Here is a 25,041-nt window from a genome sequence, read left to right as displayed (position 1 = left end):
TTGCCATGGTTTAGACAGAAAAGCCTAAATTCAGTACAAAAATGCACTTAAACAAGGATGATTTGACTTAAATCAATAAATAGCTATATAGATTTAAAGTAACCTATTAAATTTTACAAAAAATCGGTCGGGAGAAAGATTATAAAGATTGCTTTGTGGAGTTTGGCCACGCTGACGCTTTCAGGTAGCCTTTGGCCACTACCACTTTGACGATTGCCCAAAGCCTAATAGGCTGCCTGAAAACAGCAAAACCGGATAGCTGTGTGCCTGTCCGGTTTTTGTGGTTCAGCCGATAATCCTGATACCCCGCCTACTGTGCGGGCTGTGCCGTTTGGGCAGGGGCTTTCCGGTAGCGCCCGGCCATGGCTTTATACACCATGCTTTCGTAACGCAGGGCTTGATAGCGGGCCTCAAGCAGGCTTTGTGCACCGGAATATTCGGTGTTCAGCGCGGAAAGCCAGTCTTTGAGCTCGTTGCGGCCGTGTTGGTAGCGCACACGGTAGTAGCGGCTGTTTTCGGCATCGAGCCGGTGGCGGCGGCGCTGGTTTCCTAGGGTTTGGCTGCTGGCGCGGTATTGACGGTAGTTGGTATCGACTTCGTTGAGCGCGGTGGTGAGGGCTTTTTCGAAGGCGAGTTTGGCGTTTTCAAAGTCGGCTTCGGCGCTGCGGTCTTTCCAGTGCATGGTACGCCAGTTGAGGAAGGGCAGATTGAGGCTGACGCTGCCGCCCAATATCGGCACGTTGAACAGGTTCTCGCTGTGTTCAGACGAGGTGCTTAGCGCGGCATTCAGCGTGATGCTGGGATACCAGCTGCGGTATTGCGCCTGCTGGCTTTTGAGGGCGGACTGCAGGCGGTAGTCGGCGGCGATGAGGTCGGGGCGGGCGGCGAGGGTGGAGATGGGCACATTCAAATCGAGCTTGCCGCCTTCGGGTAGTCGGAAGGATTCGGGCTGCACGGCCATTGCCTGGCCGGGGCGCAGGTTGAGTAGGTTGCGCAGGGTGGCTTCGGTGTTGCTGCGGCTCTGTTGCAGGGACAGCAAGCTGTTTTCGGCGGCGAGCAGGGATTGCTCGGCTTGGGTAACTTCTATCGAGGCTACGCGGCCGTGGCGGTATTTGCTGCGGGCGATTTGCAGGATTTGTTTGTATTGCTCGATGGTTTTTTCGGTGAGCTTGACGGCTTCGTTGAGATAGGCTACCTGAAAATAGGCATCGGCCACATTGTTGATTACGGTGAGGCGGGTGGCGGCCAAATCTTGTTCGGTGGCACGCTGCTCCCACGCCTGGGCGGAGGCGGTGGCGTTGAGTTTGCGCCATAAATCGAGCTCATAGCTTAAGCCGAGCTGGCTGCTGTAGCTGTGGCTGTTTTGGCGGGTGTCGAGGTTGCGGTTGGCGTTGGCACCGAGCGAAGCGTTGAATTCTGGCACGAGGTTGGCGCCGAGAATATTGGCCTGATACAGGGCTTTGTTTACGCTAACGGCGGCTTGTTTCAAATCCACATTGTTGGCCAAGGCCTGCTCTACCAATGCATTGAGCCCGCTGTCGCCGAAAGTTTGCCACCAATCGCCTTCAGTTTGGTAGGTGCAGCCGGCGGGATCGGGGCAGTGGCCGCTTTCGCTGGCGGCGGTTTGTACGCTGCCATCGCGCTGAGCTTGGGCGAGGCCGATTTGGGTGTTGGGGGCTTGGTCGATGGCGCAGCCGGCGAGCAAAAGCAGAGCCAGCGCGGCCGCACGGATGGGCAGGTGGGTTGTGTGGTTCATAAACCCTCGTTTCTTGGTTGGGTGTCGGGTGGGTTTCAGGTAGCCTTGGTTGCCGGTTGTAGGCTACCTGAAAATATCAGGCAGCGTTTTAGCTTCGTGGCTTCTCACGCTCCCAGGGGTCTCTAATCGCGCGACAGGGCGGTAATCGGGTTGAGCTTGGAAGCGTTTTTGGCGGGCATGAAGCCGAACAGCACGCCGATGAAGGTGGAGCAGCACACCGCGCTCACAATCGACCAGGTGGAGAATGACATGGCAAACTCGCTGGCCAGAGCGTTGAAGCCCAAGCCGATTAAATAGGAAAGCAGAATACCGGCCGCGCCGCCGATGAGGCAGATGAGCACGGCTTCAATCAGAAACTGCTGCAAAATATTGCCCTGCCGCGCGCCGATAGCCATGCGTACGCCGATTTCCTTGGTGCGCTCGGTTACCGACACCAGCATGATGTTCATCACGCCGATGCCGCCAACCACCAATGAAATCAGGGCGATACAGGAGATCAGCAGAGTCATCGCACCGGTGGTTTTTTCGATGGTCTGCTTGATGCTATCGCTGTTGCTGGTGAAGAAATCTTCTTTGCCGTGCCGCGCTAGCAGCAGCTCTTTGATGCCCTGTTCGGCCACGGAGGTGCTCACATCGTCGCGGATTTTTACGGTTACCGAGCTGATATAGCGTTCGCCGGAAATGCGGTTCATCACCGTGGTGTAGGGCGCCCACATTTGCAGGCTGTCGTTGCTGCCGAAGCCGCTTTGGTCTTCGGCACTGATGCCGATCACACGCAACGGGCGTTTGCCGAACAAAATGGTTTGGCCGATAGGGTTGGTGCCTTCCGGGAACAATTGTTTGCGGGTGTTCGGGTCGATAACGACGACTTGCGCGGCGGTGTCCACGTCGTCTTGGTTAAACAGCCGGCCTTGATCGAGCTTGATGCCGCGTACGTTGAAATACTGCTCGCCCGCGCCGTAGAGCTGGGCGGTAACGTTGGTGTTGCGGTAGGTGGCGGTGGCGCTGGAAGTGGTCGTCGGAGTAACGCTATCGACATAGCTTTGCTTGCCGATGGCTTCGGCATCGGCAATGGTAAGCGTGCGGATGCGGCCTCGGTGGCGGTCGCCGAAGCCTTTGCCGGGATACACGCCGATGGTGTTGGTACCGATAGCGCTGATGTCGGAAAGGATTTTCTCCTGCGTGCCGCGCCCCAGCGCCACCACGGATACCACTGAAGCAATGCCGATAATGATGCCGAGCATGGTGAGCAGGGAGCGCATTTTGTGCGCCATGATGGCCTGCACCGACATTTTGAAGGCTTCCACAAACTGGTCTTTATAAAACAGCCAAGATTGCTTTTCGGTGCGGCTTTCCACGCTGCTGGGTGGGATTTCGGCATTTTTGCTGGTGTCGGCGATGATTTCGCCGTCTTTGATTTCAATCACGCGGTTGGCGAAGGCGGCGATTTTCGGGTCGTGCGTAACCAAAATAATGGTGTGGCCTTTGGCGTGCAGCCCGCAGATGATTTCCATCACCATTTCGCCGCTGTGCGAATCGAGTGCACCAGTGGGCTCGTCGGCCAGGATGATTTCACCGCCGTTCATCAGCGCGCGGGCAATGGAAACACGCTGCTGTTGGCCGCCGGAGAGCTGGTTGGGGCGGTTGGCTTCTTTGCCTTCCAGACCCAAATCGGCCAGAAGCCGGGTGGCGCGCTCGTATCGCTTTTTCTGATCCATGCCGGCATACACGGAGGGCAGGGCCACGTTTTCGCGCGCGCTCAATGCGCCCAAGAGGTTGTAGCGCTGGAAGATGAAGCCGAATTTGCGCCGGCGCAGTGCGGCCAGCTCGTCACCGCTCATCTGTGCGGTTTCCACACCATTGATTTGATACGAACCGGAAGAGGCGCTGTCGAGGCAGCCAAGGATGTTCATCAGCGTGGATTTACCGGAGCCAGATTGGCCAATGATGGCGATGAAATCGCCTTTTTGGATGGTGAGGTTGATGTCTTTTAAAACATGAACGCGGTTGGCGCCTTCACCAAAATAGCGATTGATATTACGGCATTCGATTAGGTTCATATGCGTACGGATTTTGTTGTGGCAGGAGCCACCTGAAAGCATAACTTCAACGAAGCTGAAACAGAGCGCCGCGGAGTTGCTGCGAAGCTAAATTGTCTATACGGCTTGGGTTGAGGGTTTCAGGTAGCCTTAACTTAAGACAGGAGTACGGTGAAAGTGTCGGGTAGTCTGCAGGCACATCTGCTGTCCGACACCTCTTATTACATCGGCGGACCACCCTGCCACTCTTTCACCGTGCCATCGCTCTCCGACACGATCACTTTCTCACCCTCTGTCACGCCCGATTTCACTTCGGTGAGTGTGCCATCGCTGATGCCCACGGTAATGGTGCGTTCTTCCACCTGATTTTCCGCTTTCAGCACGCGCACATAGCGCTCGCTGCCGCGCTGCTTCACGGCGGTGGCAGGAACGGTGAGCACGTTTTTGGCTTCACCGATCACAATGTTGTTTTGCGTGGTCATGCCGATGGCAAGCTTGCCGTCTTCGTTCGGTACGAGGGCGCGGGCGTAGTAGTAGATGGCGGTGTTGGTAGTGTCGGTGCTAGTGGTGTAGCTGCCTTGCGACATGGTAGTCAAGCCCGGATCAATGCTCTCCAACTTGGATTCCCGTTCGCTATTGGGGTCGGCCAGGGTGGTGAACAGCAGGGTTTGGCCGGCTTTCACGCGGGTTACGTCGCCCTCGGCAATCTGCATTTTATTCAGCATGCGGCTCAAATCGGCCACTTGGCCGATGGCGGGTGTGCTCTGCGCCGCATTCACGGTTTGCCCTTCTTCCACTTTCACTGAAACCATCGTGCCGGAAATCGGCGCGGTGATGCGGGTGTAGCCCAAATCAGCTTCGGCCGTGTTGATGGCAATGCGGGTTTGGCGGATAGAAGATTGCAGCTCGCCCACCTGCGCCTTGGCGGCGGCATACGAGCCCTGCGCGCTTTCCAGCTCTTCTTTGGAAGTGGCATTTTCCGCCCACAAGGCCTGCTCGCGGCGGTATTTGCGCTCGGCGTTTTGCAGTGCCACCCGTGCAGATACGAGCTGTGCCTGATAGGTTTCCAGCTTGGCCTTGTTTGTGTTCAGTGTGTTGAGCTGGGTGGTGGAGTCTATTTCGGCGATGAGGTCGCCTTTTTCCACATGCTGCCCGAGCTTCACATACAAGTGCTTGATTTGGCCGGAAGCCTGGGCGCCCACGTCTACCAGCTGCGCAGCAGAGATTTCGCCGGTGGCGGATACGGTTTGGCGCACGTCGGCACGTTTCACTTCTTCGGTGAGATAGGTGGTTGGTGGCTTGCTTGGATTCAAAAAGGCATAACCAGCCGCACCCATGGTCAGCGCAGCCACTGCCCACAACGTCCATTTCAATGGTTTTTTCATTTTGCTCTGCCTGCCCTTTCCGGCAGCTGTTGGGAAATGCGGCTATTCTAGGAAACTGTCGCTGTTTGCGCCATCTGATTAACCTATCCTTACCCCGGTGGGACTTTGTTGGCAGGGTTTTACGGAAATTAGGGCTTGTGCGGGGAAAGCTACCTGAAAACAGCTGCTCAGGCACAATCGTTTCAGGTAGCCTCTTGACTCAAATACCGTGCTACCAACGCTTAAAGATCAGCGACGTATTCACGCCGCCGAAGGCGAAGTTATTGTTCATCACGTATTCGGTGTCGATGCGGCGGCCGGAGCCGGTGAGGTAGTCGGCTTCGCCGCAGCGGGGGTCGATGTCGTTCAGATTCAGGGTGGGGGCGAACCAGCCGCTGCGCATCATTTCGATGGCAAACCAGGATTCGAGTGAGCCGCAGGCGCCGAGGGTGTGGCCGAGGTAGCTTTTTTGCGAGCTGATCGGGACGTGGCCGAACACGGCGGCGGTGGCTTGGGTTTCGGCAATGTCGCCCTGTTCGGTGGCCGTGCCGTGGCCGCTGACATAGCCAACGGCGGAGGGCGGTAGGGCGGCATCTTCGAGGGCAAGCTCCATGCAACGTTGCATGGTACGCATCTCGGGGCGGGTGATGTGGCTGCCGTCGCAGTTGGCGCCGTAGCCGACGATTTCGGCGATGATGTGCGCGCCGCGTGCCTGTGCGTGTTCCAATTCTTCCAGCACCATCATGCAGCCGCCCTCGCCGAGCACGAGGCCGTCGCGTGCGTTGTCGTAGGGGCGGGGGGTGAGTTCGGGTTCACCGTTGCGGCGGCTGGCGGCGTAGAGGCTGTCGAACACGTATGCTTCGGATGGGCAGAGCTGGTCGGCACCGCCGGCCAGCATCATGGGGATTTTGCCGTATTTGATGGCTTCGTAGGCATAGCCTATGCCTTGGCTGCCGGAGGTGCAGGCGCTGGAGGTGGGAATCAGGCGGCCGGTGAGACCGAAGAAGATGGCCACGTTGGCGGCGGTGGTGTGCGGCATCATGCGCACATAGGTGTTGGCGTTGAAATTGTTGGGCTGGTGTGCGAGCAGCAGGCCGATGTCGAGCACGTCGGCAGTACTGCCGCTGGAAGAACCGGCGGCCACGCCCATGCTGCCGCTGCGGATGAGGGGGGCGTCGAGCAAACCTGCCTGCTTTAGTGCTTGTTCGGCGGCATCGGTGCAGTATTGCGCCAGCGGACCCATGCTGCGCAGCTGTTTGCGCGTCCAATGTGCGGGCGGCGCATAGGCGGGCAGCGGCGCGCCGAGGCGGGTTTCCATTTCGGGGAAGGCATCCCACGCTTCCATGCGGCGCACGGCGTTTTTGCCTGCGCGGAAAGCGGCTTCGATTTCGTGCCACTCGCGGCCGAAAGCGCACACCGCGCCCACGCCGGTAATCACCACCCGTTTTGTTTTCATCAACACAATCCTCCGTTTACCGCAATCACCTGCCGCGTGATATAGGCGGCGTGTTCGCTCATTAAAAAGCGCACGGCATGCGCCACTTCTTCAGGCAGCCCCATGCGCTGTGCCGGAATGGCTTTCAAAATTTCTTCCACCGGCACGTTTTCATCCAAAATTTCCGTATCAATCAGGCCGGGGGCAACGCAGTTGACCGTAATCTTGCGTTTGGCCAGCTCCACAGCCAAAGCCTTAGCCGCGCCAATCAGCCCCGCCTTCGACGCACTGTAGTTCACCTGCCCGCGGTTGCCTATCAGGCCGGACACGGAGGCCATGCACACAATCCGCCCCGGCGCGCGGCGGCGGATCATCGGCATGATGAGCGGGTGCAGCACGTTGTAGAAGCCGTCCAGATTGGTGCGCAATACGCGGTCCCAATCCTCGTCTTCCAGCGCGGGGAAGGCATTGTCGCGCGTCAGCCCCGCATTCAGCACCACGCCGTAATACGCGCCATGCTCTTCAATATCCGCTTCCAGCACGCGGCGGCATTCGGCGCGGTCGGCCACGTCAAACTGCAACACCCGCGCTTGCCGCCCCAGCGCGCGGATTTGTTCCGCCACCGCCTCGGCATCCGCCATGCGGCTGTGGCCGTGTACCACAATGTCGAAGCCGTCTTGTGCCAAGGCCAAAGCCGCCGCACGGCCGATGCCGCGGGTGGAGCCGGTGATGAGGATGGTTTGGGTCATGATGGGGTTCCTTTGATATGGGTTGGAGGCTACCTGAAAACAAAGCGCGGCAAGTTTCCACCAAGCTGAAGTTTGGGCTGTATTTGGATGGGATGCGCAGCACATGGATTGTACCTGCGAACCGGATTTGTCGGAATGGCTATGCGGCTGTTTTGGCATTTCGTTGCCGTTTCATATTTGGATGGCATTGAAATTCTGTTTTCAGGTAGCCTGTGGAGGCTTGAGGCCGTCTGAAAGAGTGGATGTTAATAAGATTAAATGAGGCCGGCCTCTGTATGCGGGTGGAAGTTTTGGTGAGGCCATGTGAGATAGTATGAAATTGAAGATATGGATTGAGTGATACAATACCTATGCTCCATCACCCGTCAAGAGGGAATATGCTTCAACGCTTCACCGATCCGAACGAAAACATCTTATGGCAGGGCAATCCGCACCGTTTTTTATACGTATTGGGCAATCCGCTGATTTATCCGTTCGCCCTGTGCTGGGGCTTGTTCGACTTGTTTTTTATCGGCAAGTTTAATGCAGCATCGCATGGTGTGTTCCCCTATGTGAATTTCTTCATGCTTTTTCATCTGGCTCCGGTGTGGTACGCCATCTTTTCGCCGGTTTATCGCTTTTTCAACTGGTACCGCATGGATTACGCGCTCACCGATAAACGCCTATATTTCACGTCGGGAGTGATCGGGCTGGATATTGCCAGTGCCGAACTGCCTGAAGTGCAGAATTTGCGGGTGTATGTGGGCGTGTTGGAAGCCATGTTCAAACGGGGCACCATCCGCTTCGGTGGCAGAAACGCGCTGCGTTATGTGGAAAATCCCTACGAAGTGTATAAGCTGATTCAGCAAACCGCGGTGGACATCACCACAGACCGCCAATTCCCCAACCAATTGCGCCCCGAAGAAAATCCGGGCTACCGCACCCGATATAAGCCTTAATAATGCAGGCTGCAAAAAGGCCGTCTGAAACAGATTTTGCTGTGTTCAGACGGCCTCTTATTGCTTAAAGCAAGGGGAAGAAACTTAATTCCCTAGTTGCGTGGTTTTATTAACAATAATCTCCACACGGCGGTTTTGGGCGCGGCCTTCCGGATTGTCGCTGCCGTCGGGGTGGGTGTTGGGCGCAATGGGGCGTGTGGCGCCGAGGCCTTCAAGCTGATAATTCTGCTGCAGGCCTTTTGCTTCAAACCAGTTTTTTACTGCCTGTGCACGAGCCAAAGACAAGCGTTGGTTGTAGGCATCAGAGCCTTTGCTGTCGGTATGGCCGGTAATCAGGATTACCCCTTGGCCTTTTTGGCGGATGATGTCGGCAGCTTTTTGCAGATCGGCATCAGCTTCGGGTTTGAGTTCGGCTTTGTCGAAATCAAACAGCACATCCGACGACAAATTGATTTCGATATTAAACCCTGTTTCGGTAGCGCTCAAACCGCTGCCTTGTGCAGACAGGTTGCTGCCTTGGGAAGAAAGGCTGTTGCCCTGGGCGGAAAGGGCAGATGATGCTGATGCAACAGCAGAGGCCTGCTCGGTAGCAGGTGCTGAGGAATTAGATGCATCAGATGCGGTTTGGGGCATGACTATGGTGCTGGCGGCAGATGCCTGCGCTTGTGGCTCAGCAGGTTTGGGGTCTTGTCCGCAAGCACATAGAGTGGCTAGCGCTGTAATACAAGCAAGTAAACGTAAATTTTTCATAAAGTCACCTCTAACTGGGGCTGCATATAGGCTGCACGAAGCAGCCTGCACTTTGCCAAGTGGAAAATCAGCGGCTTACCGGCACCGAATCAAACGAACCGGCACCCGGGAAATCGATGGTGATGGTCGGCGATGTGGCGGGCGGGGCGGGGAATTTCAGCGCGACGATTTTGGGCGAGCTGCCTGTGAGACTGATTGTATTGCTCACTTCGGCGGCAGGATCGGTCATGTATTTACCGCTTTCATCTTGCAGCAGGCTGATGCGTTTGCTGGTGGATTCATCAACGTAGGCAAAATCGGTGATTTTACCGGAGTGCATATTAGTGAATTGATAACTGCCTCTTTCATTTTTCGGCGGGATATACATAAATTCCACGTTCAGAATCTGGCCGACTACTTTAACTTTGGTCAAAGCCAGCGTGCCTTCACCAAACGGTTTGGACTGGATGGCCTGTGCAGCGGGATCCTGCTGTTGTTGCGGGGCGGCTGGTTCGCGAATCAGGCTGGGGTTGGATGCTGGTGTGGGAGTAGGAGCAGGCGGAGCGGGATTAGGGTTGGGGGCTTGCTCCTGCGCTTGAGGAGGCGGAGTTGGCTCAGGTTCTTTCTGGCAGGCAGTCAGCAGGGCCAAAGCAGATAAAACGACAAAGGCACTTTTAGAAACACGCATTTTGTATACCTCTCTTAAGGTTGGATACTGCAGTGAAATATGATAGGACTGCATTTCGTGTATACCAAAAATCCCAATGAAATTCAAGCAAACTGTCTCTAGTGTGGACTTTTGAATTCCCATATAGATAAAGATTTCGCCCTTATTGGGCTGTGCTGAAATTTCATTTTAATTTTGTTGGAATTTTCTTTCAGACGGCCTTTTTCGGGCTTGAAGCCGTCTAAAACCCAGGCAGCCACATCCACTATACCGCCGTTTTTTACTTTACTATTGCTGCCAAAACTCCTCGTCATGGAATTTCTCGGGCAGCGCGATATTTTTGACTTGGTATTTTTCTTGCAGCCGATGCAGGGCAGATACATCGTTCAGGCTACGGGCATGGCTGATGTCGATTGTTTCCAAGGCGGTTAGGTTTTCGATGCCGTTTAATGTGCACACGGAGGGGCGAACCAGCAATAAATCTTTCAGCCGTGTCAGGTTTTGGAATTCAGTTAAGTCTTTGCCTTTGTAAGACCATAGGTATAAACGTTCCAAACGGGTGCATTGCCCGATATTTCGGATTTTTTTGTTGTAGTCCATCCTTAAGTCTTTAAGCGCGGGCAGTTGGGAGAGGTCGATGTCGATTGGCTGTCCGATTACCAGGGTGTCCAATTGCTCGAAGCGGTATAGGGCATCCGTATTGATGAATTCGGGCGACTCAAGATCGTGTTCGATTTGGAGGTGCGGCAGTTCGGGATAAGCGGCCAAATCGGCAAAATCCACCACGGCGTGTTTCGGCGCGGGTGTCGGGTTGATGACAACAGTCGGCCGGCTCAAGATCCGAATGCCGCAACGGTAACGCTTGGCCTGTCGCATGGCGGTGCGGATAAATGCGGGCTGAACTTCGATGAGGTTGATGTTTTTATTGTAGAAATACGTTTCCATGGGTGTACTCCGATTCGTGGGCATGCTGGCAAACGTAAGTTCAGGTAGCCTTGGAGAGGTTTGAGGCCGACTGAAAACGGGATGCGGCAGTACCAGCAGCGGGCTTCAAGCCCGCTTTGCTTCATTCATGTTGCAGTTTCGTAGCAAACCATGTTTTCAGGTAGCCTTTCAGACGGCCTCAAGGCTACCTGAAACTTATCTGCCCAAAATCGTGTCCAAGGTCTCGCGGTTGGTGGGGCTGAATACGTTGAGCGCGCCGGAGAGGAGCAGCGTGCCGGGGGTGAGGTCGTCGCAGCCTGGGGGTGGGATGCGGCAGGTGAGGGTGCAGTCGAACACGCCCATGTTGGTGGCGTTGTCTTGCCAGGACAGGGTGATTTGCACATCGAGCACGGTGCCGACGGGGATTTCGGGATGGGCGAAGTGGAGTTTGCGCGTGCCGAGCAGGAAGCCGAGTTGCACGGGGCGTCCGGCGTCCAGCGCGTGCGCGCCTGCCCATGCGCCCACGCCTTGCGCCATGATTTCGAGGCCGAGCCAGCCGGGCAGGGCGTTTGCGCCGTCGGGGAGCAGGATGCAGACGGGTCGGATGGTGCAGACAGCGTGTAGGTTGTTGTTGTCGTAGGATAAAACTTTGTCCAGCAGCACCATGCGGCCGCTGTGCGGCAGGAGGGCGGCGGGTTGTTTAATCGGGCATTGGGGCATGTTCTTCTCCGATGATGAGGACGCTGTTGTTGCCGCCGAAGGCAAACGACGAACTCGCGCCGATGCGCCGCCCTTGCGGCCATCGGCTGCCTGAAACGGTGAGCGCGATTGAGGGCAGTTCGGGGTCGGCTTGGCTGTCCCACAGTTGGGGCGGCAGGCTGCCTTCGGGGTTGTTGCGGCGGCTGGCGATGCCCCATACAAACGCGGCTTCGAGCGCGCCGGCTGCGCCGAGGGTGTGGCCGGTGAGCGGTTTGGTGGAGGTGGCGGCGGTATGGCTGCCGAACACTTCGGCCACGGCGCGGCTTTCCATGCCGTCATTGAGTTGCGTGCCGGTGCCGTGTAGGTTGATCCAGCCGATGCTTTCGGGCGGCAAACCCGCGTGGCTTAAGACTACCTGAAAAGCCTGCGCCGCACCGAGGCCGTCGGGGCGCGGGGAAGACATGTGGTGCGCGTCGCTGCTGGCGCCGTAGCCCAAGAGCGGCAGGGTGTCGCCGTCGTCTTCGCGGGTCATCACGAATACGGCGGCGGCTTCGCCGATGTTGATGCCGTTGCGGTTGCGCGAAAACGGGTTGGCAATGCCGTCGGACAGCACTTCCAGCGAAGCGAAACCGTTGATGGTGAGCGGCGAGAGCGTGTCCACGCCGCCGCACAACACCGCGTCGCACACGCCCAGCCGCAGCAGCCGTGCCGCGCTGATGAGCGCCCGCGCGCCGGACGTGCAGGCGGTGGATACGCCGTAACACGCGCCCCGTAGGCCGTACGCCGCCGCGGCAAAATCGGCGGGAGAGGAAAGCAGTTGCGCCTGCTGTTTGAACGGGATGCCCGCCCAGCCGCCGCCGTTTGCAACGTGTTGGAACAGCGGGATATTTTCATCCGCGCCGCCCACCGACGTGCCGATTACCACACCGATTCTGTCCGCGCCGTAGCGGCTGAGGGCTGCCTGAATTTGCGGCTCGATTTGCGCCAAAGCGTCCCACAACAATTGATTGTTGCGGCTGCGGTGTTCGGCGGGCAGATTGTCGGGGAACGAGCGCAGCGGCCGGTTTACCGCGCCGAAAGCACGGTTTTTGCCCTTCACCCATTCAGTGGAAAACGTGAGCGGGCTGTTTTCAGACGGCCTCAACAGGCCATCCAAATGCTCCGCCAAACCGCTGCCCAAAGCCGACACCAAACCCGGCTGGCCGAGGTATACCCGTGCCTTATTCATCACTCTCTCCCAAAGGCGTCAGCCGCCATTTCGCCCTGCCGCTTTCCAACTCGCGCGGCCGGCCGTCTGAAAAACCGTTTTCCAACAGCGGGAACATCGCCGTGAACACCGCCTGCGCGGCATGGTTCGGCGGCACAAAACCGTCGCGCCGCCAGCCGCTCTGCGTGGCCAGCAAACGCGCCAGCGGCGCACCAAACGCATCGGTTTGAATCCAGCGCGACTTCCCGCCCGCCTCGCCCTGCACCACCAACAGCGACACCTGCTCCGCCGCGCCGGTTTCATCCAGCCGCTCCAGCTTGAAACGGCGGCTCTCGCCCGCCGCCAAATGCGGCAAATCCTGCGGCGCGAAAGTGGCACCGCAGGCGGCAAGCAGCAGCGCGGCAACGATGGGGGTGAGAAGCTTGGGGAAGGTCATTTCAGGTAGCCTTTGCGGAATGGGAATGGGGTGGGATTATAGACGAAGCGGGGCGGGAGTGGATTGTCAGGGATGAGTGTCTTGTTTATAGGGTTTCAGGTAGCCTCAAATGAAATCGGCCAGCTATAAGGCGCAGGCACATGGGGCTACCTGAAATATGGAAGGCTACCTGAAATATGGAAGGCTACCTGAAAAGGTATGAATCACTTTTCAGGTAGCCTTGATTTCCTCCTCTGCTATTGCTGCGACTGCTGTGGGGTTGGGGCACTGCTGTGTTTGCGCGCATACAGTACCCAATACAACACGGCGCAGGCGGCAAACCAGATGGGCATGCACATCAGCCCCAGCCTAGTATCGGCATCGCGCGAGAAGAGCACCAGCACAAAGGCGAGGAAGGCGAGACATACCCACACCATAGCGGTGCCGCCGGGCAGTTTGTAGATGGATTTTTCGTGCAGATGCGGGCGGGTTTTACGATATTTGAGGTAGGCTAGCAGGATAATCGCCCACACGAAAATGAAGCCGATGCTGGAAAGGGTGGTGACCACGGTGAACATGGCCATGATGTCGCCCTCCTGATACAGCAGGAATACGGCCACAATCAGGTAGAGGCAGGAATACAGCAGGCCGGTGGCGGGCACGCCGTTGCGGTTGAGGCGGCTGAACATACGCGGAGCCACGCCGGCTTCGGAGAGGCCGTAGAGCATGCGGCCGGTGGAAAACATGCCGCCGTTGGCAGAAGAAAGAGCGGAAGTGAGCACCACGAGGTTAACCAGCCCGGCGGCAATCGGAATGCCGATGAGGGTAAACATATTCACAAACGGGCTCTTGGCGGGGTCGATTTCGTTCCAGGGCGTTACCACCATAATCACGCTTAAGGCCAGCACGTAGAAAATAATCACGCGCACAGGAATGCGGTTGATGGCTTTGGGCAGGTTAACTTCCGGGTCTTTGGTTTCGGCAGCGGCCGTGCCCACCAATTCAATGCCCACAAAGGCGAACACGGCAATCTGGAAGGCGGAGAAGAAGCCGCCGATGCCGTTTGGAAAGAAGCCGCCGTGGTTCCAGAAGTGGCTGAGCGAGGCTTTTTCGCCGGAAGTGGGGTCAACAAAGCCGCTGGCCACCAAAAAGCAGCCCACGGCAATCAGGGCAACAATGGCCACGATTTTCACCAGGGCAAACCAAAATTCCATTTCGCCGAAGAGTTTTACAGTGAGCAAATTCATGCCGGCCATGAGGATGATGCACAACAGCCCGGGCAGCCACAGCGGCACATCCGGCCACCAGAATTGGGTATAGCCCGTAATGGCGATGATGTCGGCCATGCCGATTACCACCCAGCAAAACCAATAGGTCCAGCCCACAAAAAAGCCGGCGGCCGGGCCAAGCAAGTCGTGGGTGAAGTCGGTGAAGGATTTGTATTCGAGGTTGGAAAGCAGCAGCTCGCCCATGGTGCGCATGATGAAAAACAGGAAAGTGCCGATGATGATGTAAGTGAGGATAACGGAAGGGCCTGCCAAATGGATGGTTTTACCCGAGCCCATAAACAGGCCGGTGCCGATGGCGCCGCCGATAGCGATGAGTTGCAGGTGGCGGTTTTTCAGGTTGCGTTGCAGGCTATGCGGGGTTTCTTGGTTGGTGCTCACGGGTATTCCTTTGTACTTCCTATCACGGATGAAGTCTGAACTTAATCCGCTCTAACTTAATCGGCCGCCGCAGCATTGTGGCAGCCCGAGTCGGAATATAACTCAGCCAATAGCACATATACAACTGATTTTTATGGATAATATTAAATTATCGCTGTTTAAAAACCCTTTCCAACCCGTTTTTGGCATGCATTTCCCCTGGGAAATATAATTTCGCATGAAAAATGCCGACCAGAATCACTGGTCGGCAGGGATTTTCAATGCTTAGCTTAATTCGTTAAGCAATCCGTTTGAGCAAATCCAGCAAAATGCGCCAGCACTCTTCCACGGTATCAATCTGCACCCGCTCTTTGGGCGAGTGAGCGCCTTTGATGGTCGGGCCGAAGGAAATCATTTCGGTGTGCGGCAGGTGTTTTTGCATCAAACCGCATTCCAGGCCGGCGTGTACCACTTCGATTTGCGGCTGCTGCCCGCGTACGGCGGCAAAGGATTCGATGGTTTTCTGCAGCAAGGCAGACGACATATGCGGCTCCCAGCCGGTGTAGTCCTGCTCGGTATGCAGGGTGGCGCCGGAGAGGCGGGCGATTGAGCCAAGCAGGCGGCAGAAGTCGTCTTTCGGCCGTTCGCGCAGTGAGCGCAACAGCATGGAGGCAGTAAATTGGCCGTCTTCCGTGTGCACCACACTTAAGCAGTTGGAGGTGTCCACCACGCCATCGAACTCTTCGCTCCATTTAAGCACGCCGCTGGGAACGGCAGCGAGCAAATCAATAATGCGGCGGCTGTCGGCATGGCTGGCAGCTTGTGCACCCTGGCCGAGTGGGGCTACCTGAATCACCAATTTATCGGCAAACTTGCCCAATTCGTTTTGCGTTTCAGCGCGCACGGTGTCGGCCAGTTCGGCCAATGCGCCGGCAAACGCTTGAGGCAGCACGATTTCGGCTTCCGCCTCGGAGGGAATCACGTTGCGCAACGCACCGCTGTGGAAAGCAGCCAGCCGCCAGCCGCTTTCTTCCGGCAGGCGTGCCAACAGATCGGCCAATACCTTAATGGCGTTGCCGTGGCCGCGATGAATATCGATGCCGGAGTGCCCGCCCAGCAAACCGGACACGGTAATGCGCACATGCTGGCCTTCGGCGGCTTCGGTGGCAAAAGGCAGGCGCAAATCGGCATCGCGCCCGCCGGCACAACCCACATACACGCAACCGGCTGCTTCGGTATCCAAGTTGATCAAATAGCGGCCTTGCAGCAAATCACCACGCATTTGGCGCGCGCCATCCATACCAATTTCTTCTTCCACCGTGAGCAACACTTCCAGGGGCGGATGCTCGATATCATCGGCAAACGCCACGGCCAAGCCCATAGCCGAACCGAGGCCGTTATCTGCGCCCAGCGTGGTTTGCGTGGCATGTACCCAGCCGTCGATGATTTGCGGCCGGATGGGGTCGGTGGCGAAATTGTGCGGCGAATCGGGAGTCTTTTGCGCCACCATATCGATGTGCCCCTGCAAAATTACGCCGGGCTTATCGGCCATGCCCGCGCCGTGTGCCGGCTTGCGGATATAAATATTGCCTTTTTCATCTTGCTGCACCGCCAGGCCTTTTTCCTTGGCGCGGGCAACAATCATTTCGGCCAGCGCGGCTTCCTGATAAGTGGGGTGTGGAATGGCGCAAATATCGGCAAACCACTGCCAAACAGCCTGCGGCTGCAAAGAATGAAGCGGATTCATGGGGTCTCCTTTGGGAATGATGGGCTACCTGAAAATGTAGCCGAAGCAAGAGCCGATACCATTTGGCAAACGCATCGGCGCGAATAAACGGCTTGAGTTTAAACCTGCATCGCACGACAGGCAAGTGGAGTAAAAAGACTACCTAAAAGCATGAGCTTCCACGCAATGAAAAACTGTTTTATTTTTCAGGTAGCCTCCCCGCTATTAGCTTGTCCGTTCCCTTTTCCATTACAATACTACTTAACCCATCTTCAAGCCATCTGCATGCGCACCCTCGTCTTCCTCCTATTCCACACCCTGGCCGCACTGCCGCTTTCCGTGCTGCACTTCATTGCCAACTGCGCCGGCGGCCTGCTTTATTGTTTCGCCCGCGCCGACCGCGAACGTATCCGCAACCACCTGCATACCGCTGGCCTGCCCAACGATGCCGCCCACGTCCACGCCGTGTTCCGCGAAACCGCCAAAGGCGCGCTCGAGCTGCCGCTGGCCTTTTTCCGCAGCCCCGAGCAGGTGGCCGCCCTCTTCGCGGAAACCCACGGCTGGGAACACATCCAGGCCGCGCTCGATGCCGGCGAAGGCCTGCTGCTCATCACCCCCCACATCGGCAACTACGACCTCGCCGGCCGCTACATCAGCCACCGCCTGCCCTTCCCGCTCACCGCCATGTATAAGCCGCCGAAAATCAAAATCCTCGACGACATCATGCAAGCCGGCCGCGTGCGCGACAAAGGCCGCACCGCCCCCACCAACCTACACGGCGTGAAGCAAATCATCCAAGCCCTGCGCCAAGGCGAAGCCACCATCGTCCTGCCCGACCACGTGCCCGACGAACACGGCGACGGCGTATGGGCGCCCTTCTTCGGCCGCCCCGCCTACACCATGACCCTGGCCGGCCGCCTCGCCCAAGTAAAAAACGTGCGCCCCCTGTTTTTCGCCGGCATCAGGTTACCTGAAAGCCGCGGCTTCGTCCTGCGCATCGAGCCCGTGGAAGGCAGCTTCAACGGCGACAAAGCCCACGACGCCGAAATCATCAACCGCAACGTGGAAAACTGGGTGCGCCGCTTCCCTGAGCAATATCTCTTCGCCTACAACCGCTACAAACATCCTGCCGGTGCCCCGCTGCCGCCTCAGGAGTAAATCACGCCTTTAGTTGAGAAAATATCTATTAGAATAAATAGATTAGAGGCTACCTGAAAATTTCAGGTAGCCTTTCTTGCCATAGCCTTCCGCCAAATAGCCAAGCACTTTTTGCTATAATTACTTCTTTTGTTTTCTCTCAACTTTCTCCAGCCAAATGCCGCAGCAAGATTTCTCCCAGATCCTCTCCAAAGACCGTCACTTTCTGCAATCCGCCTTCAAAAATCCCAACAAATACGGCGGCTTGTCCAAAGTCGAAGAAAAATACCGAAAATCGCACGACCTCTATCTGCAACGCCTGTCCAAACTGCCCAAACCCGAGTTCGACAGCACTCTGCCCGTTCACGAAAAACTCGAAGAAATCAAAAAAGCCATTGCCGAGAATCAGGTAACGATTATCTGCGGCGAAACCGGCTCGGGCAAAACCACGCAGTTGCCCAAGATTTGTTTGGAACTCGGACGCGGGGCGGCGGGGCTAATCGGGCATACCCAGCCGCGCCGTTTGGCCGCGCGTTCGGTGGCAGAGCGGATTGCCGAAGAATTGAAATCAGAAATCGGCAGCGCGGTCGGCTATAAAGTGCGTTTTACCGACCACACCTCGCGCGATGCCTGCGTCAAGCTGATGACCGACGGCATCCTGCTGGCAGAAACCCAGACCGACCGTTATCTCTCCGCCTACGACACGATTATCATCGACGAAGCGCACGAACGCAGCCTGAACATCGACTTCCTCTTAGGCTACCTGAAACAGCTGCTGCCGCGCCGCCCCGACTTGAAAGTCATCATCACCTCGGCAACCATAGACGCAGAACGCTTTTCCCAACACTTCAACGGCGCGCCCGTGCTGGAAGTGAGCGGACGCACCTATCCCGTCGAAATCCTCTACCGCCCGCTGACCAGCAAAGACGAAGACGACGCAGAAGTGGAGCTGACGGATGCGATTGTCGATGCGGCGGACGAATTGGCGCGACACGGCGAAGGCGATATTTTGGTGTTCCTGCCGGGCGAACGCGAAATCCGCGAAGCCGCCGAAGCCCTGCGCAAATCCACACTGCGCCGCAACGACGAAATCCTGCCCCTGTTCGCGCGCCTGTCGCACGCCGAACAGCACAAAATCTTCCACCCCTCAGGCGCGAAACGCCGCATTGTGCTGGCGACCAACGTCGCCGAAACCTCGCTCACCGTGCCGGGCATCAAATACGTCATCGACACCGGCCTCGCGCGCGTCAAACGCTATTCCGCACGGGCGAAAGTGGAACAGCTTCATGTAGAGAAAATCTCCCAAGCCGCCGCACGCCAACGCTCCGGTCGCTGCGGACGCGTCTCTGCAGGCGTGTGTATCCGACTGTTTTCAGAAGAAGATTTCAATAGCCGCACCGAATTCACCGACCCCGAAATCGTCCGCAGCAACCTAGCCGCCGTCATCCTGCGCATGGCGGCATTGAGACTCGGCGACGTGGCAGCATTCCCATTTTTAGAAATGCCCGATTCGCGGTATATCAATGATGGGTTTCAGGTGTTGTTGGAATTGGGGGCGGTTAATGAACATAACGGACTGACCAAACTCGGCGAACAAATGGCGCGCCTGCCCATCGACCCGAAAATCGCGCGCATTTTGTTGGCGGCAAAGAAGCACGACTGCATGGCGGAAATATTGGTGATTGCGTCCGCGCTGTCGACTCAAGACCCGCGCGAGCGGCCGCTGGGAGCGCGCGATGCCGCCGCCAAGGCGCACGAGCGTTTTACCGACAAGCAGTCTGATTTCCTTGCCTATCTGAACATTTGGGACAGCTTCCAGCGCGAGCGCGACAAAGGTTTGTCCAACAAGCAGCTGGTGCAGTGGTGCCGCCAATATTTCCTGTCGCACCTGCGGATGCGAGAGTGGCGCGAGCTGCACCACCAGCTTGCCCAAACCGCGATTGAAATGGGTTTGACCACCAAGGAAGCGGCTTTCAGACGGCCTCCCGAAGTCAGGCAGCTCACGTCGTCTGAAAATGCGGGCGACCAAGACCTATCCGCCAAACTCAAACAAAAACAACTGGATAAGAAACAACACCGCGCCCAAATCCGCGCTGCCAAAGAAGCGGGCTACGAACAAATCCACCGCGCCCTGCTCACCGGCCTCATCGCCAACGTCGGCATGAAATCGCCCGACGGCAACGACTACACCGGCGCGCGCGGCAGCCGCTTCCACCTTTTCCCCGCCTCCGCCCTGTTCAAAGCCAAACCCAAATGGGTGATGGCGGCAGAACTCGTTGAAACAACGAAACTTTATGCCCGCGATGTGGCCGCCATCCAGCCCGAATGGATCGAGCAGGAAGCGCCGCACCTCGTCCGCTACCACTATTTCGAGCCGCACTGGGAACAAAAACGCGGTGAAGTCATCGCCAGCGAACGGGTAACGCTCTACGGCCTGACCGTCTTGCCGCGCCGCCCCGTGTCCTATGGCAGAATTGCCCCCGAAGAAGCACGCGAAATCTTTATCCGCAGCGCGCTGGTGGCACAGGAATGCGATTTGAAAGCGGACTTTTTTGTCCACAACAAAAAGCTGATTAAGGAAATTACCGAACTCGAACACAAATCGCGCAAGCAAGACGTGCTGGTCGATGACGAAGCGCTGTTTGCGTTTTATCACGAACGGCTGCCCGACATGGCTTGGAAAGACGCGCAAGGCAGCGTTTGGGGAAGCGAAGACTCCGTACGGATTATTGAATCTGACAAAGCCGAGAGGTCGTCTGAAAACGAGCATTGCAAGTTTCGCCAAAATGAAAATCACGGTAACACCGTAGGTCAGGTTGCAGACTCAACACCCGCTGAAACTGCACAAACCATTAGGTTTGACAATCCAACCTACGCCGCCCAGCAAACTACCCCCTCCCCCGTGGGGGAGGGTCGGGGAGAGGGCAAAACAGTTGCCGCACAAACCAACTTTTCTGCAATCTCAGCAATCCCTCTCCCACAGGAGAGGGAACAGAGTGCCGCAGCTTCAACGATTTCAGACGACCCCAAAGCTCAAAGGCTACCTGAAAACTCCCTATGCTACGCCGACGGTCAACCAATACTGCTGGGTGACCGTGTAACTATCGACAGCAAACAATGGCACGGCAAAATCGTTGCCTTGATTGCCGAGCAGCAATGCGACCCGTCCATCGGTTCCGCCGAAGAATGGGCGGCATTACAAAGCGGCGTAATGGCGCAATTTGACGAAGCAGGCTTGGTGCACTATCCCGATGCTGAGACTGCCGACGAACTCATTTTGTTGGCACGAGCGGATGCAGCAGATGTCCTAAAATCTAAAAAGCACAACGTAGGGTGTGTGGCGCAAGCCACGCACGCGGATTCCAAAGATACAAATAACCGCGTGCGTGAACCGAGTTCACACACCCTACAAAATGTTTCAGTTTCAGCCGACCCCAAACCCAAAAAGCAGCCTGCACCCCAAAAAGGCCGTCTGAAACCCCTCCCCCTCGCCGACATCCGCACCTTCCAAGCCTGGCTCAAAACTGCCGAGCGCGACAATCCGCGCCTGCTGTTCCTCAGTCGCGACGATTTGATGCAACACGCCGCCGCACACATTACCGAAGAGCAGTTCCCCAAATTCTGGCAAACCGCAGACGGCAAATTCAAACTCAGCTACCGCTTCGAGCCGCACCACCCGCTCGACGGCGTTACCCTCACCCTGCCGCTCACCGTCCTCAACCGCATCAGCCCCGCCGCCCTCGAATGGCTCGTGCCCGGCATGATACGCGAAAAAATCCAGTTGCAAATCAAAGCGCTGCCCAAGCAAATCCGCCGCATCTGCGTGCCCGTGCCCGAATTCATCACCCAATTTTTAAACCAAAACCCCGACCGCAACGCCCCCATCCTGCCCCAACTCGCCCAAGCCATCGCCAAAACCGCAGGCGACATCCGCATACTCGAGCAAATCAACCAAGACGAAAGGGCCGCGTTCAGACTGCCCGAACACTGCTATTTCAACCTCCGCATCATCGACGACGGCGGGCAAGAATTAGCCATGGGGCGCGATTTAATCCAAATCCAACAACAACTTGGCAAAGCTGCCGCCACCACCTTCCGCGACAACACCCAAGAATTCGAGCGCGACAACGTCACCACATGGGACATCGGCACCCTGCCCGAATCCATCAAATTCGCCCGCGGCAAACAACAGCTCACCGGCTACCTCGGCCTGCAAAAAGAAAAAGACGGCCGCATCGCCCTGCGCCTGTTCGACACGTCCGCCGCCGCCGAACAAGCCCACAGGTTAGGCGTGATCGAACTCATGAAACTACAACTAAAAGAACAAGTTAAAGACCTGAACAAAGGCATCCAAGGCTTCACCCAAGCCGCCATGCTGCTCAAACACATCAACGCCGACACCCTGCGCGACGACCTCACCCAAGCCGTCTGCGACCGCGCCTTTATCGGCGAAGACGAGCTGCCGCGCAACGAAAAAGCCTTTAAAGAACAAATCAAACGCGCCCGCAGCCGCCTACCTGCCGTCAAAGAAGCCCTCAGCCGCTACCTGCAGGAAACCGCCGCTGCCTACGCCGAACTGAACGGCAAACTCGGCAAACACCCGCTCACCCACCTCCTGCGCCAACGCCTGCAAACCCTGCTCGCCGCCGGCTTCGCCACCCGTACCCCGTGGGTACAATGGCCGCGCCTCCCTATCTACCTCAAAGCCATGACCCTGCGCCTCGAAAAATACAGCGGCAACCCCGACCGCGACGCATCCCGCGAAGCCGACATACAGGAATTGGAACAAATGTGGCAGGAAAAAACCGACGGTTTGGTAAAACAAGGACAACCCGTTTCAGACGACCTCGCCATGTTTAAATGGATGATTGAAGAATTGAGAGTGTCGCTGTTCGCGCAGGAATTGAAGACACCGTATCCAGTGTCGGTGAAAAGGTTGTTGAAGGAGTGGGAGAGGTTAGGTAACTAAGCTTTAGCTTTGTTTCAGGCTATCTGAAAAATCAACTTCTTTGTTGATAACGATGTTACTATGCACGAAATCGAATGCACGTACTTGTCACACCGTCTTTCTCATCAACGAAGCCAGCTATGCTGATATTTTGCATTAAGTGCGTACGCAGGAATTTTATGCGGAAGTTCAGAATATAAGGTTACCTGAAAAGTGTGAACCCATTTTCAGGTAGCCTTTATTTATACAGCCAAACTAAGGCGCAAGCCTCTCTTTAATCCACTTATCACCCTCCAGCCGATATTGAATGCGGTCGTGTAGGCGGCTGGGACGACCTTGCCAGAATTCCATCCGGTCGGGAATCAGCAGATAACCGCCCCAGTGCGGCGGACGCGGTACGTGCAGGGGGTGTTTCACAGCTTCAGCCGCTGCGCGTGCCACGATGATACTTTTACCAGCAATCACGCTGCTCTGCTCGCTGGCCCACGCGCCCAAGCGGCTGGTGTAGGGGCGGCTGGCGAAGTATTCATCTGAAGATTTAGCGTCCAGTTTTTCCACCCGCCCTTCGGCACGCACCTGCCGCTCCAGCTCCGGCCAGAAAAAGGTGAGCGCGGCAAACGGATGCGCCGCCAGCGCGCGGCCTTTGCGGCTTTGATAGTTGGAGAAAAACACAAAGCCCCGGTCGTTTACCTCTTTCAACAACAGGATACGGCTGTTGGGCCGGCCGACTTCGTCCACCGTGGCCACGCTCATGGCGGTGGGCTCTTTAGCGGCAGAATGGATGGCCTCGTTCAGCCATTTTTCAAACTGCGGCAGCGGCGTATTGGCGCAATCGGCCTTGGAAAGCTCCTGTTTGCTGTAGTCTTCGCGGATATTGTGCAAATCCATCTGTTTCTCCTTTTTGAAAATTGCTAACTGACAAACACTACTATCTTGAAGTTATTAAAAAATTTTATTCACCATCCAGTGCGGTTTGGCTATAATAGCGCAGTTTCGGTTTTTGGGATAATCCGCCATGCAGCTTACCGCCATCGGCTTGAACCACCAAACCGCTCCGTTGAGCATACGTGAGTGGTTGGCTTTTGCTGCCGCCGCGCTGCCTGAAACATTGCGTGAGCTGGTGGGTAGCCGCACGGCTGAAGAAGCCGTGATTTTGTCCACCTGTAACCGCACCGAACTCTATTGCGTGGGCGAGCCGGACGATATTGTGCGCTGGCTGGCCGACTACCGCAAGATTTCCAGAGCACGCTGGAGCCCTACCTCTATCTCTACCAAACCGAAGCCTTGGTACAGGTGTATGAACTAAATTCTAGATAAAGCACTTTCTTGAAAGCTTGGTTGTTGAGCAGGAAAAGGCTACCTGAAAATCTCAGGTAGCCTTTTCCTATGCAGCCGGGTTATTTACTTTAACTTCGTTGTGGATTACGTGTTTGGTACAAGCATTCGAACTGCTGTTTTCAAGTAGCCTTTTCCGCCTTAGGCTTCGCCGGCTTCGTCCATGCCGACGATGGAGAGGCTGTCGATGCCGGATTTGTCGTTGTCGCGGCCGCGTTTGCTGTTGAGCTGGATATTGAGGCGCAAATCGTTCACCGAGTCGGCGTTTTTCAGGGCATCTTCATAGGCGATGTGGCCGGCTTCGTAGAGGTCGAACAGGGATTGGTCGAAGGTTTGCATGCCCAAATCGCGGGAGCGGGCCATGATTTCTTTCACGCCGTGGATGTCGCCGTTCAAAATCAGCTCGGAAATTAGCGGGGAGTTGAGCAGTACTTCCACGGCGGCCACGCGGCCTTTGCCGTCGGGCTTGGGCACGAGGCGCTGGGAAATGAAGCCTTTGAGGTTGAGCGAGAGGTCGTTCAAAAGCTGGGTGCGGCGCTCTTCGGGGAAGAAGTTGATGATGCGGTCGAGCGCCTGGTTGGAGTTGTTGGCGTGCAGGGTGGCCATGCAGAGGTGGCCGGTTTCGGCGAAGGCCAGGGCGTAGTCCATGGTTTCGCGGTCGCGGATTTCGCCGATGAGGATGACATCGGGGGCTTGGCGCAGGGTGTTTTTGAGGGCGGCAAACCAGTTTTCGGTGTCCACACCCACTTCGCGCTGGGTGATGATGCAGTTTTTGTGCGGGTGTACGAATTCGATCGGGTCTTCGATGGTGATGATGTGGCCGTGGCTGTTTTCGTTGCGGTAGTCGATCATGGCGGCCAGGGAGGTGGATTTGCCGGAGCCGGTACCGCCCACGAAAATCACGAGGCCGCGTTTTTCCATCACCACCTGTTTCAAAATCGGCGGCAGGTTCATGTTGTCGAACTTGGGAATCTGGCTGGTGATCACGCGGCACACGAGGGCGGCGGCGCCGCGCTGCACCATGGCGTTGATGCGGAAGCGGGACACGCCGGCCAAGCTGATGGCGAAGTTGCATTCTTTGGTGTTGTCGAATTCCTCGGCCTGTTTGTCGTCCATCAGGGCGCGGGCGATGAGGGCGGTGTGGTCGGCGGTGAGCGGTTTGTCGGTAATCGGGGTGAGCTTGCCGTCGAGCTTCATGGCCGGGGGAAAGCCGGCGGTGATGAATAGGTCGGAGCCTTTGCTCTGCACCAGGTGGTTGAGCAGGCCGTGGATGAATTTTTTCATCTCTTCGTTGTAAGCGGGGATTGCCATAGGACGTTTTCCATTT

General features: G+C 56.7%; 18 protein-coding genes and 1 pseudogene. 4 read left to right on the top strand and 15 right to left on the bottom strand.

Annotation, left to right across the window (positions count from 1 at the left end):
- Positions 1-310: 310 nt before the first annotated feature.
- The 5 genes from EZJ17_RS08790 to fabG all read right to left on the bottom strand — a co-directional run bounded on the left by EZJ17_RS08790 (position 311) and on the right by fabG (position 7,343).
- Positions 311-1,756: a TolC family protein gene (locus EZJ17_RS08790; RefSeq protein ID WP_067440157.1), complete on the bottom strand. Its 1,446-nt coding sequence runs from the start codon at positions 1,754-1,756 to the stop codon at positions 311-313.
- 122 nt (positions 1,757-1,878) lie between these two features.
- Positions 1,879-3,816, bottom strand: a complete 1,938-nt coding sequence (locus EZJ17_RS08785) for a MacB family efflux pump subunit (protein WP_067440160.1) — start codon at positions 3,814-3,816, stop codon at positions 1,879-1,881.
- A 200-nt stretch (positions 3,817-4,016) separates the two neighbouring features.
- On the bottom strand, positions 4,017-5,180 hold the full coding sequence (locus tag EZJ17_RS08780) for an efflux RND transporter periplasmic adaptor subunit (protein WP_067440163.1): 1,164 nt from the start codon (positions 5,178-5,180) through the stop codon (positions 4,017-4,019).
- A 211-nt stretch (positions 5,181-5,391) separates the two neighbouring features.
- Positions 5,392-6,615, bottom strand: a complete 1,224-nt coding sequence (locus EZJ17_RS08775; protein ID WP_151086421.1) for a beta-ketoacyl-ACP synthase — start codon at positions 6,613-6,615, stop codon at positions 5,392-5,394.
- Complete coding sequence (gene fabG, locus EZJ17_RS08770; RefSeq protein WP_151086419.1) at positions 6,615-7,343, bottom strand: 3-oxoacyl-ACP reductase FabG; 729 nt, start codon at positions 7,341-7,343, stop codon at positions 6,615-6,617. Before fabG ends, EZJ17_RS08775 begins: the two co-directional genes overlap by 1 nt.
- Before the next feature lie 377 nt (positions 7,344-7,720).
- Between fabG and EZJ17_RS08765 the strand changes: the two genes are divergently transcribed.
- Positions 7,721-8,281: a PH domain-containing protein gene (locus EZJ17_RS08765; protein ID WP_067444444.1), complete on the top strand. Its 561-nt coding sequence runs from the start codon at positions 7,721-7,723 to the stop codon at positions 8,279-8,281.
- 84 nt (positions 8,282-8,365) lie between these two features.
- Here EZJ17_RS08765 and EZJ17_RS08760 read toward each other — a convergent pair whose 3' ends face one another.
- From EZJ17_RS08760 to EZJ17_RS08725, 8 genes are all read right to left on the bottom strand, one after another.
- Positions 8,366-8,914 carry an OmpA family protein gene (locus EZJ17_RS08760; protein WP_067440171.1) on the bottom strand — a complete coding sequence of 183 codons (549 nt, stop codon included), beginning with the start codon at positions 8,912-8,914 and terminating at the stop codon, positions 8,366-8,368.
- A 184-nt stretch (positions 8,915-9,098) separates the two neighbouring features.
- Entirely contained in the window at positions 9,099-9,698 is a 600-nt protein-coding gene (locus EZJ17_RS08755; protein WP_067440174.1) for a phosphoribosylglycinamide synthetase, read from the bottom strand.
- 267 nt (positions 9,699-9,965) lie between these two features.
- On the bottom strand, positions 9,966-10,622 hold the full coding sequence (locus tag EZJ17_RS08750) for a leucine-rich repeat domain-containing protein (protein WP_067440177.1): 657 nt from the start codon (positions 10,620-10,622) through the stop codon (positions 9,966-9,968).
- Positions 10,623-10,817: 195 nt separating this feature from the next.
- The gene (locus EZJ17_RS08745) at positions 10,818-11,321 is read right to left on the bottom strand and encodes a hotdog family protein (protein WP_067444456.1); all 504 of its coding nucleotides are present in this window, start codon (positions 11,319-11,321) and stop codon (positions 10,818-10,820) included.
- A complete protein-coding gene (locus EZJ17_RS08740) occupies positions 11,302-12,528 on the bottom strand; it encodes a beta-ketoacyl-ACP synthase (protein WP_067440182.1) in 1,227 nt (408 codons plus the stop codon). Before EZJ17_RS08740 ends, EZJ17_RS08745 begins: the two co-directional genes overlap by 20 nt.
- Positions 12,521-12,943 carry a hypothetical protein gene (locus tag EZJ17_RS08735; RefSeq protein WP_067440185.1) on the bottom strand — a complete coding sequence of 141 codons (423 nt, stop codon included), beginning with the start codon at positions 12,941-12,943 and terminating at the stop codon, positions 12,521-12,523. The genes EZJ17_RS08740 and EZJ17_RS08735 overlap by 8 nt, the downstream gene beginning before the upstream one ends.
- A 236-nt stretch (positions 12,944-13,179) precedes the next feature.
- On the bottom strand, positions 13,180-14,589 hold the full coding sequence (locus tag EZJ17_RS08730; RefSeq protein ID WP_067440188.1) for an amino acid permease: 1,410 nt from the start codon (positions 14,587-14,589) through the stop codon (positions 13,180-13,182).
- A 277-nt stretch (positions 14,590-14,866) separates the two neighbouring features.
- Positions 14,867-16,315, bottom strand: a complete 1,449-nt coding sequence (locus EZJ17_RS08725) for an aminoacyl-histidine dipeptidase (protein WP_067440191.1) — start codon at positions 16,313-16,315, stop codon at positions 14,867-14,869.
- Positions 16,316-16,579: 264 nt separating this feature from the next.
- Between EZJ17_RS08725 and EZJ17_RS08720 the strand changes: the two genes are divergently transcribed.
- Both EZJ17_RS08720 and hrpA read left to right on the top strand, forming a co-directional pair.
- On the top strand, positions 16,580-17,452 hold the full coding sequence (locus EZJ17_RS08720; RefSeq protein ID WP_067440194.1) for a lysophospholipid acyltransferase family protein: 873 nt from the start codon (positions 16,580-16,582) through the stop codon (positions 17,450-17,452).
- A 157-nt stretch (positions 17,453-17,609) separates the two neighbouring features.
- Complete coding sequence (hrpA, locus tag EZJ17_RS08715; protein ID WP_067440197.1) at positions 17,610-22,400, top strand: ATP-dependent RNA helicase HrpA; 4,791 nt, start codon at positions 17,610-17,612, stop codon at positions 22,398-22,400.
- A gap of 234 nt (positions 22,401-22,634) precedes the next feature.
- On the opposite strand, the gene pdxH is transcribed toward hrpA, so the two are convergent.
- Positions 22,635-23,267 carry a pyridoxamine 5'-phosphate oxidase gene (gene pdxH / locus EZJ17_RS08710; RefSeq protein ID WP_067440200.1) on the bottom strand — a complete coding sequence of 211 codons (633 nt, stop codon included), beginning with the start codon at positions 23,265-23,267 and terminating at the stop codon, positions 22,635-22,637.
- A 127-nt stretch (positions 23,268-23,394) separates the two neighbouring features.
- On the opposite strand from pdxH, the pseudogene EZJ17_RS08705 reads away from it, so the two are divergent.
- A pseudogene (locus EZJ17_RS08705) lies at positions 23,395-23,672 on the top strand (glutamyl-tRNA reductase); the annotation flags it as partial.
- A 183-nt stretch (positions 23,673-23,855) separates the two neighbouring features.
- On the opposite strand, the gene EZJ17_RS08700 reads toward EZJ17_RS08705, so the two are convergent.
- On the bottom strand, positions 23,856-25,025 hold the full coding sequence (locus EZJ17_RS08700) for a PilT/PilU family type 4a pilus ATPase (RefSeq protein WP_067440204.1): 1,170 nt from the start codon (positions 25,023-25,025) through the stop codon (positions 23,856-23,858).
- Positions 25,026-25,041 lie beyond the last annotated feature (16 nt).

It is taken from the genome of Eikenella exigua (genome assembly GCF_008805035.1).
GTDB classification, from domain to species: Bacteria; Pseudomonadota; Gammaproteobacteria; order Burkholderiales; family Neisseriaceae; genus Eikenella; species Eikenella exigua.
The sequence above is the reverse complement of the archived record's forward strand: the minus strand, read 5'-3'. Positions and strand labels throughout refer to the sequence as shown.

Excerpts from the sequence above, each read along its gene's own strand:
- EZJ17_RS08775 (WP_151086421.1), bottom strand. The coding sequence starts at position 6,615 with ATGAAAACAAAACGGGTGGTGATTACCGGCGTGGGCGCGGTGTGCGCT.
- EZJ17_RS08740 (WP_067440182.1), bottom strand. The coding sequence starts at position 12,528 with ATGAATAAGGCACGGGTATACCTCGGCCAGCCGGGTTTGGTGTCGGCT.
- fabG (WP_151086419.1), bottom strand. The coding sequence starts at position 7,343 with ATGACCCAAACCATCCTCATCACCGGCTCCACCCGCGGCATCGGCCGT.
- EZJ17_RS08720 (WP_067440194.1), top strand. The coding sequence starts at position 16,580 with ATGCGCACCCTCGTCTTCCTCCTATTCCACACCCTGGCCGCACTGCCG.
- hrpA (WP_067440197.1), top strand. The coding sequence starts at position 17,610 with ATGCCGCAGCAAGATTTCTCCCAGATCCTCTCCAAAGACCGTCACTTT.
- EZJ17_RS08700 (WP_067440204.1), bottom strand. The coding sequence starts at position 25,025 with ATGGCAATCCCCGCTTACAACGAAGAGATGAAAAAATTCATCCACGGC.
- EZJ17_RS08735 (WP_067440185.1), bottom strand. The coding sequence starts at position 12,943 with ATGACCTTCCCCAAGCTTCTCACCCCCATCGTTGCCGCGCTGCTGCTT.
- EZJ17_RS08790 (WP_067440157.1), bottom strand. The coding sequence starts at position 1,756 with ATGAACCACACAACCCACCTGCCCATCCGTGCGGCCGCGCTGGCTCTG.
- EZJ17_RS08765 (WP_067444444.1), top strand. The coding sequence starts at position 7,721 with ATGCTTCAACGCTTCACCGATCCGAACGAAAACATCTTATGGCAGGGC.
- EZJ17_RS08750 (WP_067440177.1), bottom strand. The coding sequence starts at position 10,622 with ATGGAAACGTATTTCTACAATAAAAACATCAACCTCATCGAAGTTCAG.
- EZJ17_RS08785 (WP_067440160.1), bottom strand. The coding sequence starts at position 3,816 with ATGAACCTAATCGAATGCCGTAATATCAATCGCTATTTTGGTGAAGGC.
- EZJ17_RS08755 (WP_067440174.1), bottom strand. The coding sequence starts at position 9,698 with ATGCGTGTTTCTAAAAGTGCCTTTGTCGTTTTATCTGCTTTGGCCCTG.
- EZJ17_RS08745 (WP_067444456.1), bottom strand. The coding sequence starts at position 11,321 with ATGCCCCAATGCCCGATTAAACAACCCGCCGCCCTCCTGCCGCACAGC.
- EZJ17_RS08780 (WP_067440163.1), bottom strand. The coding sequence starts at position 5,180 with ATGAAAAAACCATTGAAATGGACGTTGTGGGCAGTGGCTGCGCTGACC.
- EZJ17_RS08760 (WP_067440171.1), bottom strand. The coding sequence starts at position 8,914 with ATGCCCCAAACCGCATCTGATGCATCTAATTCCTCAGCACCTGCTACC.
- EZJ17_RS08725 (WP_067440191.1), bottom strand. The coding sequence starts at position 16,315 with ATGAATCCGCTTCATTCTTTGCAGCCGCAGGCTGTTTGGCAGTGGTTT.
- pdxH (WP_067440200.1), bottom strand. The coding sequence starts at position 23,267 with ATGGATTTGCACAATATCCGCGAAGACTACAGCAAACAGGAGCTTTCC.